General features: G+C 35.7%; 10 protein-coding genes, 1 tRNA gene and 2 pseudogenes. 5 read left to right on the forward strand and 8 right to left on the reverse strand.

Features of this window, described 5'->3' with window-relative positions:
- Nucleotides 1-201 precede the first annotated feature (201 nt).
- The 3 genes from GYM74_RS05170 (at nucleotide 202) to GYM74_RS05180 (ending at nucleotide 1460) form a co-directional block, all read left to right on the forward strand.
- Nucleotides 202-278: transfer RNA gene (locus tag GYM74_RS05170), tRNA-Arg, on the forward strand.
- Nucleotides 279-403: 125 nt separating this feature from the next.
- The gene (locus GYM74_RS05175) at nucleotides 404-724 is read left to right on the forward strand and encodes a hypothetical protein (RefSeq protein ID WP_220219422.1); all 321 of its coding nucleotides are present in this window, start codon (nucleotides 404-406) and stop codon (nucleotides 722-724) included.
- Between the two features lie 79 nt (nucleotides 725-803).
- Complete coding sequence (locus GYM74_RS05180) at nucleotides 804-1460, forward strand: hypothetical protein (protein WP_220219423.1); 657 nt, start codon at nucleotides 804-806, stop codon at nucleotides 1458-1460.
- A gap of 180 nt (nucleotides 1461-1640) precedes the next feature.
- Here the strand turns inward: GYM74_RS05180 and GYM74_RS05185 are convergent, their stop codons facing one another.
- Nucleotides 1641-1898 carry an Arc family DNA-binding protein gene (locus tag GYM74_RS05185; protein WP_220219424.1) on the reverse strand — a complete coding sequence of 86 codons (258 nt, stop codon included), beginning with the start codon at nucleotides 1896-1898 and terminating at the stop codon, nucleotides 1641-1643.
- A 181-nt stretch (nucleotides 1899-2079) separates the two neighbouring features.
- Between GYM74_RS05185 and GYM74_RS05190 the strand changes: the two genes are divergently transcribed.
- Both GYM74_RS05190 and GYM74_RS05195 read left to right on the forward strand, forming a co-directional pair.
- Nucleotides 2080-2577, forward strand: a complete 498-nt coding sequence (locus GYM74_RS05190) for a hypothetical protein (RefSeq protein ID WP_220219425.1) — start codon at nucleotides 2080-2082, stop codon at nucleotides 2575-2577.
- Nucleotides 2578-2945: 368 nt separating this feature from the next.
- Nucleotides 2946-3724 (forward strand): annotated as a pseudogene (locus GYM74_RS05195) (transposase).
- Between the two features lie 2 nt (nucleotides 3725-3726).
- Here the strand turns inward: GYM74_RS05195 and GYM74_RS05200 are convergent.
- The 7 genes and pseudogenes from GYM74_RS05200 to GYM74_RS05230 form a co-directional block, all read right to left on the reverse strand.
- Nucleotides 3727-4200, reverse strand: a complete 474-nt coding sequence (locus GYM74_RS05200; RefSeq protein WP_220219426.1) for a hypothetical protein — start codon at nucleotides 4198-4200, stop codon at nucleotides 3727-3729.
- Nucleotides 4201-4262: 62 nt separating this feature from the next.
- Complete coding sequence (locus GYM74_RS05205) at nucleotides 4263-5222, reverse strand: putative type VI secretion system effector (RefSeq protein WP_220219427.1); 960 nt, start codon at nucleotides 5220-5222, stop codon at nucleotides 4263-4265.
- A 568-nt stretch (nucleotides 5223-5790) separates the two neighbouring features.
- The gene (locus GYM74_RS05210; protein ID WP_220219428.1) at nucleotides 5791-6900 is read right to left on the reverse strand and encodes a T6SS immunity protein Tli4 family protein; all 1110 of its coding nucleotides are present in this window, start codon (nucleotides 6898-6900) and stop codon (nucleotides 5791-5793) included.
- Entirely contained in the window at nucleotides 6900-7964 is a 1065-nt protein-coding gene (locus GYM74_RS05215; protein ID WP_220219429.1) for a T6SS immunity protein Tli4 family protein, read from the reverse strand. The genes GYM74_RS05210 and GYM74_RS05215 overlap by 1 nt, the downstream gene beginning before the upstream one ends.
- 12 nt (nucleotides 7965-7976) lie before the next feature.
- The gene (locus GYM74_RS05220) at nucleotides 7977-10469 is read right to left on the reverse strand and encodes a hypothetical protein (protein ID WP_220219430.1); all 2493 of its coding nucleotides are present in this window, start codon (nucleotides 10467-10469) and stop codon (nucleotides 7977-7979) included.
- A gap of 10 nt (nucleotides 10470-10479) precedes the next feature.
- A complete protein-coding gene (locus GYM74_RS05225; protein WP_220219431.1) occupies nucleotides 10480-13395 on the reverse strand; it encodes a type VI secretion system Vgr family protein in 2916 nt (971 codons plus the stop codon).
- A gap of 521 nt (nucleotides 13396-13916) precedes the next feature.
- Nucleotides 13917-14858, reverse strand: a pseudogene (locus GYM74_RS05230) (IS256 family transposase).
- Between the last annotated feature and the right edge of the window lie 172 nt (nucleotides 14859-15030).

Below are 15030 nucleotides of genomic sequence, written 5' to 3' on the forward strand. Positions count from 1 at the left end.
ATGGGTATATAAAAATACATTATAAATATCCGAAAAGCACTTTGTTCAAAGTAGCTACAATCGTGAAGATATAATTTATTGTGTAATAAAAAATAAATTGATGATATTTTGTATGTTTAACCAGATAAACGATTAAAAATCATTGACGGATCGAAATAGCTTTATATAATACTCTGCGTCTAATCAACAAATCATATCTTTGTCTCCTTAGCTCAGCTGGATAGAGCAACGGCCTTCTAAGCCGTAGGTCACAGGTTCGAATCCTGTAGGGGACGCCATTTCATCAACGACGTGTTACGACCGATAACGAAAAAAGTCTCTCCAGTCTGGATTTTTAGAGTTTTTTACCCGACCTAGTACAATCTTAAACGGTAGATAACGACAACCTGCAAACGGTATATATATGGTATATTTCAATGCTGTAAATAAAACCAGGTCGAAATTATTTTCATTGAATGTGGTTTTCGTTGCGTTGGTGGCTACCGCTGTGTTGTATAGAAAAAAATTAATCGGTGCCTTTCATAATGCAATCGACAAAGCTAAAGAGTTGGCTACAAAAAAAGATGCGCTGTTCAAAATATCGCAAAAGGAGCTTAAGCAAACTGAACTTTATAAACGAGAAATGAGCAAAACAGGGTTGGCGTTTGATAGTACCAAATCAAAAATGTTGGGAATATCGATTGAGCATAACGGAGATTTATACGTTACAAACTGGCATTGCTAACTAGTTTGCGACGGCGGAATGTTTGAAAAAGTATGATCAATTTGTTATTTTGTCATTTTTAATGGATGAGGAATAATAAATGAAAAAAATACTAATAGGCTTAATATCTGTTGCATTACTGTCGGGTTGTAAGGTTGAGCTAGCGCCAACCGTAAATTTGAGCGATGTCAATAGCGAAACCGCTAAAACAATTCAGTCGAAACTTGTTGTTGAAGTTATGTCTTGCGCAGATTATAAAGACTCAAGAAAGGAATCATCTGATGTAACAGATGCAAAAGAAGCAATTTCAAATATTTTTACCGACGCAAAATATATAGAATGCTATCGTGAAAAAATGGACTCGAAAGCATTATTTGAAATTCCTATAACTGTCGGCGGTAAAGATCTAACTGGGGATATACAAATACGAAACGGAGGATTTGGTGGAGGAATGATTGTATTGCTTTCTGACAATCTTAGAAGCAAAATTCAACAACAACAAAAAAATTCTTTTTCTAAATTTGAACCTTCTGTTCAAATAACAATCAAAAATGATTTAGACAAAAATCAGGATATTGTGGTGCATGGTGTTTTGGCTGATGCTAAACATTATCTTCCGTATTCTTGGTATCAGTTAGTAGCTGGTAAAGCTCAGACATTTAAACTTTCTGATGTTTCTGTATTAGCGATAACTAAACACGGTGGTGCGCTAGTTTATGAAGATTATGACAAGCGATATCAAATAAAGAAAGAATAAAATATTTAATCAAACCCTCTAAGAGGGTTTTTAATATCAGGCATTAATATTTTTGGGGGGAAATAGCTCTAAGCTTTTTCACTCCAGAAGTGATATAATTTAAAGCTCTTTCCATTTTCATTCTTGCAATTTCTTCATTTTTACCACTAGATAAAGAAAATACTTCAGCTAATTCGCTTTTTACGCAACGTAGGAGTCTCTTAATTTACCATATTCGCTTGTAATAGCTTTAAGCTCATTTTTATAACGCTCAAGAATCAAAATTTCATATATAATTTCGCGTAAATTTATTTGAGTAATATTTTTAATAACTCTAGTAACTTCAAGTCTATCAACTAACTCATTATTCAAGCTTCTTTTATTTACATTTGCTTTTTCTTCTAAATAACTTCGTAAATCTGATGGCAATCTTGTTGGAAATGGTTTGATTGTAGTCATTTCATGATTCCTTTTGATTCATAATGTATGCGAAATCAAACCATTTACAACACGAATGCCCGATGAATTGAAAGCAATCCGTCTTCAAATCCAACATGAGTAGCGGGGGCTGCTAAACAAGCGTTGATATGTTTTGTTAAATCACATACCATTGCCTTAAATTAATTATAAAGGTGATGGTATGAAAAAGGTTATATTTGTCTTGTTGTTTTTTCCGTTTCTAGTTTTTGCTGATTCTAATTTAACTGAAAATGATATATCTGCATATTTAACTGATATCTGCAAGTCAACTCCATATTATTTTACAGTAAAAATGAATGGATTAATTACAAAAGATGATAGCGAAAGTTCTATCGGGAAAGTTTCACGTGGGGATATAGATAGATACAAATTAATAGAAAAATATAAAAACCTTGGCGATGACTCATTCAAAAGTTATTCAACATTGATTGATATGCAAGGTAAAATAAATTTTAACAATATTAAATCAGAAACTAGAGTAGCGGGAGTGTGTTTGGTCTTAATTGCTCAAGACGATATAGTGGATGTAATTGCTGATTATGTGATGGTAACTGGTGCTGGTAGTTCAAAATTACCTAATGAGCTCATGAAAACTGTATTAAATAAAAATGTAAATGAACTAAAAACATTATTAGAGAAAATAAAGGCTCTATATTAGCTAAATCTGTGTCATCGCTATTTTTGACAGTGAACATTGTATTTTAGAATAAATTTCTAAATTGAATTACCTATTGACTGCCAAAGCAATTTAATTGGATATTCTTTGTTTAGGTTTCGAAATCTAAACAAAGCGGATTATATGAAAAATTAATTAGTTTTATGCATCATAAACTAATAATTGTGCGATAACTGAAGTGAAAAGTTGGGAAGTGGATCGAGAAAAGTGTAAGAATAATCGACGTATATAAAATCTATCTTTAAATATTTTTTAGACCCTGTAAATAAATTTTTGTATTTGCCTATATTTGAACTACTCTAATGGGAAAAAATAGATAGATATAAAATGAACGAAAAAAACTAAGAGAAATGGCCGCAGCGCTCGCCAATGGCATAAAAACTCTGGAAGATTTAGGTCAATTAACGGGCTTTATGAATAAACTGGTGATTGAAACGGCGTTAAATGAAGAAATGGCACAGCATCTAAGTCATGAAAAACATCAGAAAAAACCAGGTAGCAATACTCGTAACGGTTGTAGTAAAAAAACGGTTATAACTGATGATGGTGAATTAGAGCTTGCCATTCTACGAGATAGAGAAAGCAGTTTTGAACCTTAGCTAGTTAAAAAGCATCAAACACGCATCGATAAATTAATCATCAAATTCTCTTTTTATATGCCAAAGGTATGACAACAAGGAAAATTACTAACACATTTAAAGAGATGTATGATGTTGATATCTCTCCAACGCTGATTTCTAAAGTGACAGATTCAGTAAAAGAGCAGGCACTCGCTCATTTTGAGGAGATTTGGGATGATAAGTACCCGTATATTGGTCAATCCTGGCGCAGACATTGGGAAAATCTCAGCCCCTTCTTTGTTTATCCTCAGGATATTCGCAAAGCGATTTATACCACTAATGCAATAGAGTCTTTAAATAGTGTTATTCGTCATGCTATTAAGAAAAGAAAGGTATTCCCGACCGATGACTCAGTTAAAAAGGTCATCTATTTAGCGATACAACAAGCTTCTAAAAAATGGACAATGCCAATTCAAAACTGGAAGAGTGCGATGAATCGATTAATTATAGAATTTGGTGACAGAATGACTCGTCACCTCTTACTGGCAAATACACAAAATTTAGGATAGGGTCAGATAATTTGTTCGCTGGGTAGTAACATTGCGTATACTTCATAATGGTCAGCAGCTATAACTTCGACCTCATCCCCTTCTTTAAATTGATAAAAACCAAGCCAACCTTTCAAACAGATATTATTATTCAATTTAGCTGTAATATGCTGAGCTTTAAAATAGTTGCTATTATAAATTTTGTCACCGTTATTAAGTGCTGCCAAAGCTGTTGTTCCATTACCCGCTATGGTTGCCAGCACTGCTCCTTTACGTATTTTTACTAATTGTTTTTTTCTTTCTTCTTTGCTCATATAAGCACCATCAAACAATGGTGCATAACAAAATATTCCTTTGAATTCAGTCAAAGTACTGGTTAGTTTAACCAGTTTTTTAGGAGGGAGTATAGGATCAGAAATACTAATACCCGTTTTTTTTAATAACTCTTCTTTATCTTTATAGGTTTTATCTGTTCCATCATATTTGGCATAGGGCATAGTTAAATTCCGTTTATCTATGTTGTAACAAAAATGTTTTAAATCTATACGTTTTCAGAAAACTATTTTTTTCTTTTAGCTTTTACCATTTTTTTAGACGGCTTTTTAGGTGTTTTTTTACATACAATTTCGGGATTGTAATAGAAAAAATACCAACCAGCGCCTGATTTTGGAGGTCTTTCATAATAATCATTTGAATTGCAATTATATTCAGTGGAATATTTACCTTCTTCAATTCGTTTTTTGACTTGCTGTTTACTCATTGAAACTAAATCGATATTTTTAACATTTTGCCACCCAAAAGTTGTAAATATCCGCTCAGCCAGTGTTATATAAGTTGCAATATCTCTTTTATAGGTAATAAAAATTGCCGGGATAAATAATATTCCGAGACCAGTAAATGCCGGAAACAGATTATCTAATGTGAACGAACTAAAAAAATAAACCATACAAAGAGTAAATAATATGTATACAATGAAATAGAGTAAGAGTTCACCCTTTAAAGATTGCTTTCTCCCTCCTGTACAAGGAGGAATGATAGAGATTATTTGTTCGCTGGGTTTTAACATTGCGTATACTTCATAATGGTCAGCATGCTTTTCGGCCACAACTTCGACCTCATCTCCTTCTTTAAATTGATAGAAACCGAGCCAACCTCTTAATATAAGATTATTATTTAATTTAGCTGTAATATATTGCCCATCAAAATAGTTACTCCGATGAATATCATCACCATGACCAAGCGCTGCCAGTGCTACGGTGGTATTACCTGCTACCGTTGCCAACGCTGCTCCGCTGCGCATTTTTGCTTGTCGTTTTTTTCTTTCTTCTTTACTCATATAAGCACCATCACAGAGTGGAGCTTGACAAAACATACCTTTAAAATCAGTCAAAGTACCGGTTAGTTTAACCAGTTTTTTAGGAGGGAGTATGGGATCAGGAATACTAATACCGGTTTCCTTTAATAACTCTTCTTTATCATTATAGATTTTATCTGTTCCGTCATATTTGGCATAGGGCATAGTTAAATTCCGTTTTTTTGTTTACTAGCAATTTTTTAGTAAAAAGCCAGCTTATATCAGATAGCAGGAAACATTCTCCTTTTAAGGATAATTTTAGGCATACTCGTGATTTTTGGGATCCCTTTCACTGCTTAATAATTCTATTCAATCTTACTATCTATTTCAGGGAATATGAATTCAAATCCAGTGTTTTTTGATAAATTTTCCGCTGAAATATTTAGTAAAAATTGTTTGAAAATCTCATCGAATATTAATTAGATCACAATAAATTTTAACTATAATACCTTTTGCTAACTTATAAGACATTATAGTTATTTGCGTAGCAACGATATAACCTATCAATAAAAAAATACAATGAAATGATGAGTTATCTATTAAATATTGATTTTTTTATTGTCCATTATGGTATTTTCCTAGAGACTAGGCCTCATAATATAAAAAGTGAGTTTGAGTGCGAGGGTATTTACGCTTAGGCTTAATAGACCGATTAAAAGAAGCGTCTTTTTCATCTCATTTTCTCCCTTTTTTTTACCTTATATTCCATGTTATTGCTTACGTTAATTACTAGCTATTGTTCTGTCTCTCTAAGTTTTATTGACGCTTCAATGGTTTTCGCTATTTGGTAGATTTCATCTTTAGTTAAAGGTGTTTTCCCTTTTGATTCTTTTTGTTTCCCAACTACTAGAAGTTGTAACCATGGATTATGACCCTCTTTTTTAGTTTGATAAGGTTCAACTACAGCATAATAACCATAGTCGGACGGTGATTTATCTTTATAACGTATTTCAACAAAACCCGCTAAGCCATTCCGCCCATCCATTTTGATATCCCGATACTTTATGGGGAAGCCTAGTAATTTAATATTTTTAATATTTCGATTACTTATATCGTAATTACTGTTCCAAAATAGATTGATTTCTTCTTTGGCATCATAGCGCAAGAGATTGGTAAAAGGACTTGTATTTTCGGTAAACGAAATAACGATATCAGGGTGCTCTTTTAACCGAAAAGAGACGGTTAAAATAAGGGGTATGTTGGAATTATCACCAGCGACAAAGCCAAATGGAATACATTTTCCTGCGGTAGGCGGTACTTCAAACAGTTCACGAGGCGAAAAACCGTTAATAATTGCTTCGACGTTATCTTTATAAAAATCAAAATTTTTTTCTTCCGCTTGGCGATAATCATTTGTAAAAAAAGAATAAATTCTATTTTTGTCTATAAAAGTTACACGAGCTCCATTTTTTGTATAAAACCCCAAATTATTATCTTTTTCCCATATTTCTACCATATCATTGAAATTGCTGTTTTTAACATTACTATTCTCTATAGCTATTTGATGCTTTGCTTTTTTTAACTCTTCATCGTTCCATTTTGCAGTAATTGATAAATTATTTTGGTTATAATTAAAAGCTGATAAAATGGTCCATTTACCATCTTGAAAATAGATAGGGAAACGGGATTTTGGTTTAAGGTATTTATTTGTCGGATAAAGTGCTACCTCAAGATTGTCAGGTAAATCTAAGGTATATGAGCCAATACACTCGGTTTTATAGGTGAGTTCTACCGCCAGAGTTGTATTAAGGCTTAAAACACCAAATAAAAAAATCATCTTTTTCATTTTGTTTTTTCCTTTATTTGCCTTAGGCCTCATATTATTAATTGCTTGTAATGCCATTATTGTTCTGTTGCTCGACGCTTTATTGATGCTTCAATGGTTTTTGCCATTTGGTAGATTTCATCTTCTGTTAGGGGGATTTTTCCTTTTGCTTCGCTCTGTTTGCCAATAACAGATAGCTGTAACCATGGGTGGTTGGTTTTGCTGTTTGGCGTGTTTCGGGAATAGTAAGACACTACGCCGTAATAACCATAGTCGGACGGCGATTTATCTTTATAACGTATTTCAACAAAACCCGCTAAGCCATTACGTCCATCCATTTTAATATCCCGATACTTTATAGGAAAGCCTAGTAATTTAATGTTTTTTATATTTCGATTACTTATATCGTAATTACTATTCCAAAATAGATTGATTTCCTCTTTGGCATCATAGCGCAAGAGATTAGTAAATGAGCGTGTATTTTCAGTAAACGAAATAACGATATCAGGGTGCTCTTTTAACCGAAAAGAGACGGTTAAAATAAGGGGTATGGAGGCATCATTCCCGGCGACAAAGCCAAAAGGGATACATTTACCAGCAATTTGTGGCACCTCAAACAGTTCACGGGTAGAAAAACCATTAATAATTGCTTGGGCGTTCTGCTTATAAAATTCAAAATCTTTTTTTTCGCCTTGGTAGCGATTAGTTGTAAAAAATGAATATATTGTATTATTTTTAATAAAAGTTACAGATGCTCCCTCTTTTGCATAAAAACCCAAATTATTATTTTCATTCCACAATTCCACCATATCATTAGAATTATTAGTTTTAACAATCTGATTTTCTATAGTTATTTGTTGTTTTGCATTTTTTAATTCTTCATCGTTCCATTTTGCAGTAATCGATAAATTATTTCGATTATAATTAAAAGCAGATAATATTGCCCATTTACCATCTTGAAAATAGACAGGAAAACGAGATTTAGGTTTAAGGTACTTATTTGTCGGGTAAAGTGCCACTTCAAGATTATCGGGTAAATCTAAGGTATAGGAACCAATACACTCGGTTTTATAGGTGAGTTCAACTGCTTGGGCTAGATAACTAAAACAAGTAAGACTGACTAATAAAAAAAATTTTTTCATGATAGGAAATCCTTAAGTTAATAACCGAATATGATAAGCAATCGCGTTATTTTCATCTTCTGTCCAATGGATGGGCACTAATGTGATATGGCCTTGAATGTTTTGTAATGTGTCAGGTTGATTGATGGCATAATTTTGCCAAAAAATATCATTAAAAGGCATTAATAATTCTTCTGTAAAATATTTCTTCGTAAAGATTTTTTTTACTAATGTTTCCTCATCTTCAACAATCACTATATGAATGTCTCCATATGATCCATAATATTTATTAATTTCTTCTTTTACTAACTTTTTATCTTTATATTTTTCATTATTTTGTTTGTCTAATTCTTCATAATCCAAAACAGGCCAAATTGAGGCAAATATAACTTCACGTTTCGTGCCGTTAATAACTTCTTCACTTAAATAATTCCTCGGTATAAATGGGAAAACCGATTCAAAAATATCAGTATTACTTTTAGCTCGGGAGCGGATTGCAGTAACACTACTGGCAAGTTCAGGGACGTTAATCGCTTGCTCTAACCCTTGACCATATAAACCTTGCCAAATTTTGGTTCGTAATTCATAGGCAAATTTTCTAACCGGTATAGGTATGCCACGTTCAGGACAATTAATGGTTTGTGAATCATTATCTACAATTAATGCCGCAAGCTCTGAATCCCGCCCACCTAATAAGCTGCGGTCATTAATATTGGCACTGCCGACTAATACATACAGATCATCCACAATGGTTAATTTGCTATGAACATAGATTTGTTCAGTAAGTGTGCGATCATCTAACTGAGCCCAACTGCGCAGATTAAGTAAGGTAACATATTTATCACACTCTTCTAACTCTATTGTTTTGTATTCCTCGCCCATTTTATCGTAATAGGTTGGTCGCAATTTTTGCCAGTTTTTTCGTGGTACTTCATCTTTAACCAGTTGTTGATAAACCCATAAATGTTTGCGAATGCGGTTAAGCAAACTATCGCTACCAAATACGATTGTTTGCATGGTTTGATGGATGGTCGCCATAGTAGAGCCCACATTTAATAATCCTTCTGGGTGTACAGGTAAGGTTATGTAGACATGAAATGGTTCGGGTTTAAAAGCAAAAATGACACTGGCAATTTTATCGCTTAAAGCTTGAACAATTTTATTTTCAGGCAAATCATTAGCCGTTGCCGATAACACTCTTGTCGCCCACGGTTTAAGTGGCAACTCTATTTGTGCAGCCTCGGATAATTGATCATTTAATGAAACATCAGACGGACTACCATAATCAGAGATAAAAAATTGATTTTCCAAATAAATATAGCGTTTGGCTTTTTTTATTAATTTTAGCATCACCTGATAAATATCAGATTGTGGCTGCAATGTGAAGTTAGTTTTATGCCGAACATTCGGTGCCAGCTTGTTAAGACCTTCAATCCCATTATATAGGTCTATATCGCTACCCATTAGTACCGACATTGTTTCCTTAGCACGCATAGAAAGAGGCGCACTTCTTAATATCTGTACACTAACATTACCTTTATCTACCATTTCATCATATTCTTGCTGTGTGGGTAATGATAGTGATTTATTTATACAATAATCAGATACATTGTCATTTTTTTGCTCACCGTTAGTGCCAGCTTGCCTCCAACGTAATACAAAATTTAATGTTAAATCGAATACCGCTTTACCTTCAATCTTAACGTGAATATCTTGCCATGGCATAATTGGTTGATTGTCGGCTAATGTTGTTTTGGTTTTTTCAAAATATTTTTTATCAAATATTTGTGTTTGGCTAAGTTTATCATAGCTAAGCGTTGAACGATCTCTAGGTCTGAATGATAGACTTATTTCTTTTCTGTCATCGCCCATCAATGCAACACAAGGATTATAACGATTCAAGACTTGTCTATTGTCTGCATTCGGATCGATATCATAACCATGGCTATAACGACCATAAGCTAAGTCTATTCCACCTACGTATGCTTTTTTTCTATCAATAATAATACACTTTTGATGATGAGAGAAAAACATTTGCGTTGCAATACTGTAGAATGGCTCATCATTTTTTGAACTATGTAATCTGACAAAAATTGCTTCTCGCTGAATATATTCATTTATGTAGTTTCTTAATACGTTTCTAGTATCTTGATCATTGGTATCGACGGCGATTGACTGCGATTTCCAAGGTAAAACAAATATTTCCAATTTTTTATTTTTCTGCACCACTTCAAGTATTAAATCAACTAAACGTATATTTGGTGTTAGCATTGCATCCCAGTTTACCTGCCAGCCAGTGATATAGATTTCTCTTTCAGCACTACGAATATCAGCAATTAAATCCTGAAAATAGTCATAACTTTGTACATAAGCTTTTACACTATTTTTATGTGTAGGTTCCGCAAAATTATCTCTATTACCATATTTATTGATATCATATAACCAAATATCCTCAGTTACTGTCGAGGTATAGTTTTCCTCGCCTTTTTCATCAAACAAGATATGTGTTTTATTATGTTCCATCATTAGCATACCATCATTTTCTTATTGATTTGATCAATTGATTCTTTTCAATTTGTGAGTTACTTTCAACCGCATTTAAGAAACTTTTCTGCTCTTTTAATAAATTGGCTTTGTATCCCATTGCTTGCGCTGCTTTAATATTTTTTGTTGAATTATCAACATCCCCTAATGTCGACATCTGTAATTGATAAGCAATATTATTATTCACAATCCATAAACGGCCTGGATGCTTGTTATACTGCGCAACGATATCTTTCGATTCTTCCGATGAGATTTGTAATTCGCCAGTCTGTGTTGTTTTACCTTCATAAATAACTTCATCAGTCATTAAAGCATCTTCAACACAATTAGCCGTGACAATTCGCCATTGTGAATTGCTATAATGAATTCCATTACTACCTGGAATATCACTAATTTTCAGATTTAACTGGCATGGTAACGATTCGGCAAATTCTACCATACTTAATGGTAACTCAATTGTTGTCGGAAATAATGATGTGGGTCCCATCTTCTGCATCACATTACATTTAAGCTTAACGTTATCTGGTGTGCCCAGCTCTATGCCTTTACTGCTGATTTTGATATACGAGCCGCCACAGATTAAGGTTAGCTCTTTGCTGGCGGTAATGGTCAGTTTGCCGTCAACACTGTCAATGTGGATATCTTGTTTTGCGGCCATATTCAGGTTGGCATTTTGGGCTTGCAGGTTGATATCCCCTTGATTGGCAAAAACCTTCATCCCCGATTTGTGGGCAAATAACCCTATTGCTTCTCCCGATGATACCGTGATGTTTTTTAATGCCGTGATGTCGGTTTGGTTTTCCGCCGTGATACTCACGCTGTTACCGGTTGATAGCTGAATGTTTTCCGGACTGGTTAATGCAATGCCTTCTTGCGCATAAGCTAAGATGCCACTTTGCGCCAGTTCAGTTAAGTTGGCCTTGAGCTGGTCCTGACTGTCGGTATCGGCATCGTGGGCTTCCGATTGTTGAGCTGCTTGCTGGAGTGATTTGGCTATCGATAAGGCATTTTCCAGCTGGGTAATCGCGCCTTGCATATCCAGTTGTTTGCCTTGCGCTTTTGGCTCGGTTTGGCTGGTCAGGTATAAGCCCTTTTCAGCTGCAATGGCACCCCAGTCATCCGTGCGAAGTTCAAACCCTTCACCCCGTGGTGTTTTGTTTTGGTCTACTAAGTGACCCAGATTGAGTTGCGTTTTACCGTATTCGGTTGCCAGTTTGATATGCTCCTGCCCCCGTTTGTCATCCATGCGCAATTTATTATTGGCCGGGGTGCGTATCACATTACGATGTTTGTTTATCGTGGTGACATGGTCAGGGTGGGCACTGTCGTGCATGGCATGGGCAATATACGGTCTGTCGGGGTTGCTGTCGGTAAAGGCTATCGCCACTTCTGTGCCGTCAATTAACGGAAAGTGAAAGCCATAGGTGTTGCCGGCATACGGTTTGGCTAATCTGACCCACAGGCTCTCTTCACCGTTTTTCCAGTTTTTTAAGTCAAAGTTGAATTTGACCCGATAGCGTCCTTGCGTATCGATATAACCGTAGGTGTCATTATCCGGACTGGTGACCCGTGCCGGTAATGTTCCGCCGACTGTCGGCCAGGCTATCGGTTTTGGCCGGTAAGGTTTGAAGGCTTGATACGGTATCGCCGTAAAGCGCAGCTCATAAGCATCGGTGCGGTTACCTTGTCCTTCCACACTTAAAATAATCACGCCGTCATCGATATCAGCCAGCGGGCTGCCTTTTATGTGAACCCGTTGCCCCGGTGCCAGATTGTAGTGGTTGCTGGCGCCGCTGATGATGATTTTTTCACTGATTGCACGTTCATGACGAATACGTGCATACCATTGCCCGCTTTCAATATGGCGGCTATTATCTTTTTCATCAGCGCTGTCATCATTGTCACTTGCTTGGCTTTCATCATCACCCTGCGCGGTTTTTACGCCATTTGCATTTAAGCCTTTATAGTGCTCAGCATAGCGGTAATCTGTCCCGTAGGTGGTGGTCTCTTTCGGTTGACTGTTGACATCACTGAGTAAACTGGCTTTGGCATCCCGGTAGTTATAATCCTGCACCCTGACTGAGGACTCGACCACCTGACTGTCTAACCGGATATCCCATACGCTTTCAACGCCGTCATCGGTCATACCGCTCGGCTGTTTGTACTCAATATCGGCCGCCTGATGATAACCTTGTTCATCATCACTGATAACAATGACATCACAATGATGCTCGGCATGCGTTTCAAAACGAAACCAGACACCGATATCGGCTAACAGTCGCTGAATAAAGGCTAAATCACTCTCCTGCCATTGGGTGATAAATTCTCTTTCCGGATAGGCCGCTTTTAATTCTAAACGGTAATCAACACCGGTAAATTCATGGCTGCGTAACACCGCTTCAACCACACTAATGACACTTTGGTTTTGAAAGATAGCGCTGTTACGGCTCAGTGACAGTCGGGCTAATCTTGGCGATAACACCACCCGATAATGCGCTTCATCCCGGCTGACCGACAGCAGACTAAATGCAGTAATTACCCCATAAAGGGTGCGAGCTTGTCCTATTGTCGGTAAGTCCGTTAAGGAGCGTATCGCTGTATTCAGCAAATTGCCGCTAAACGGGTTAAAGCAGAACGAAGCTTTTTGATTCAGCAGGGTTTCAATCGATAGTTGTTTATCAGTACAGGTAAACTCTATTGTGTATTGCCACGGCTGGTTTAACTGCTCTTCACCATTAACCTTTAATACTGAAACAGGTGCATTTAACCCGTCAACCGTTAAGGTATAACGATTATGACTGACAGCTAAGCCTGTTATTCCATGGAGTCCATTGAGTAACTGTTTACCAAATTGCTGTACCTGTTTGACGGGGTCGTTTAAAATAAAGTTGGTCGGGTCCTTCGCCATGTGTGTTCCTTTCAGTTATTTTAACAATATAGGAACCAACAATAAGGGAAGCATGGGAAAAGCACACTTGATATTAAGTGTGTAAAAACGATTAGCAAACTATCCTTGATGCTATGTCTGTCCTAAGTGTTTAAAACAAAGAATAATATTATCGAAATATAACTAATAATTTACGTGGTTTCGATATATTTTGCAACTGTTTTTGTTTATGTTTTCTATCTTCCCATCATGATAGATATGATAAGTCACAATTCCCGCTTAAGAAAAATAATCCACCATTGCGACGAGGTGAATAAACCAGGCTTTACCGTCTTTTGATAGTTTAGTTAGTGTCGGTGCATTGTTGTTAGTATTGGTTGATTAAGAGGATTGTTTGTCTGTAACGCCTTTCCACCATAAGTAGATCAAATTGATTATTATATGATGAAGTTATTAACAATAAAGCTAAGACCAAAATGTTTGTTGTAAATTAGTTGCATATATTTTTACCAAGACTACTATCATAATGACACTCAAAGACCCTATCCTAAATTTTGTGTATTTGCCAGTAAGAGGTGACGAGTCATTCTGTCACCAAATTCTATAATTAATCGATTCATCGCACTCTTCCAGTTTTGAATTGGCATTGTCCATTTTTTAGAAGCTTGTTGTATCGCTAAATAGATGACCTTTTTAACTGAGTCATCGGTCGGGAATACCTTTCTTTTCTTGATAGCATGGCGGATAACACTATTTAAAGACTCTATCGCATTGGTGGTATAAATCGCTTTGCGAATATCCTGAGGATAAACAAAGAAGGTGCTGAGATTTTCCCAATGTCTGCGCCAGGATTGACCAATATACAGGTACTTATCATCCCAAATCTCCTCAAAATGAGCGAGTGCCTGTAATGCCTGTTCTTCGGTTGAAGCCTAATAAATCATCTTTAAATCTTTGGTTAGTTCTTTGTAATCTTTCCAACTCACCAATTTTAGACTATTGCGTACCATATGGATGATACAGAGTTGAATTTTAGTATCTGGATACAATGCATTAATCGCATCAGCAATTCCCTTTAATCTATCCACACAAGCAATTAAGATATCTTCGACACCTCGATTTTTAAGCTCTCTGAGTACTGACAACCAGAATTTGGCACTTTCATTTTTTGTCATCCTTAAGCCAAGGCGTTCCTTTTTTACCTTTCAAATTTATGGCTAGAGCAAGAAAAACAGATTTATTGATGATACTTCCATCTTGTTTCACTTTGACCACAATGCAGCCAAATAAATAATTGGATACCGATTCTCAAGCGGACGATTTTGCCATTCGACCACTTGCTCTTTTACTGAATCTGTCACTTTAGAAATCAGAGTCGGAGAGATATCAACATCATACATCTCTTTGAATGTGTTGGTAATTTCCCTTGTGGTCATGCCTTTGGTGCGCTCTGCGGCCATTTTTCTTAGTCTTTTTTCGTCCATTTATATCTACCTATTTTTTTCTCGTTAGAGTAGTTCTAATATAGGCAAATACAAAAATTTCTTTACAGGGTCGAATTACGAAGCATACTTTTTCTCCTAATAAATCTCTGTCGCATATATACCTTTTTCAAATATTTCTCGTTCATTCTTAAGCGTTCTACTGACAATTAAT

Origin of the sequence: Gilliamella sp. ESL0405, assembly GCF_019469205.1 — a bacterium.
Taxonomy (GTDB): Bacteria; Pseudomonadota; Gammaproteobacteria; order Enterobacterales; family Orbaceae; genus Gilliamella.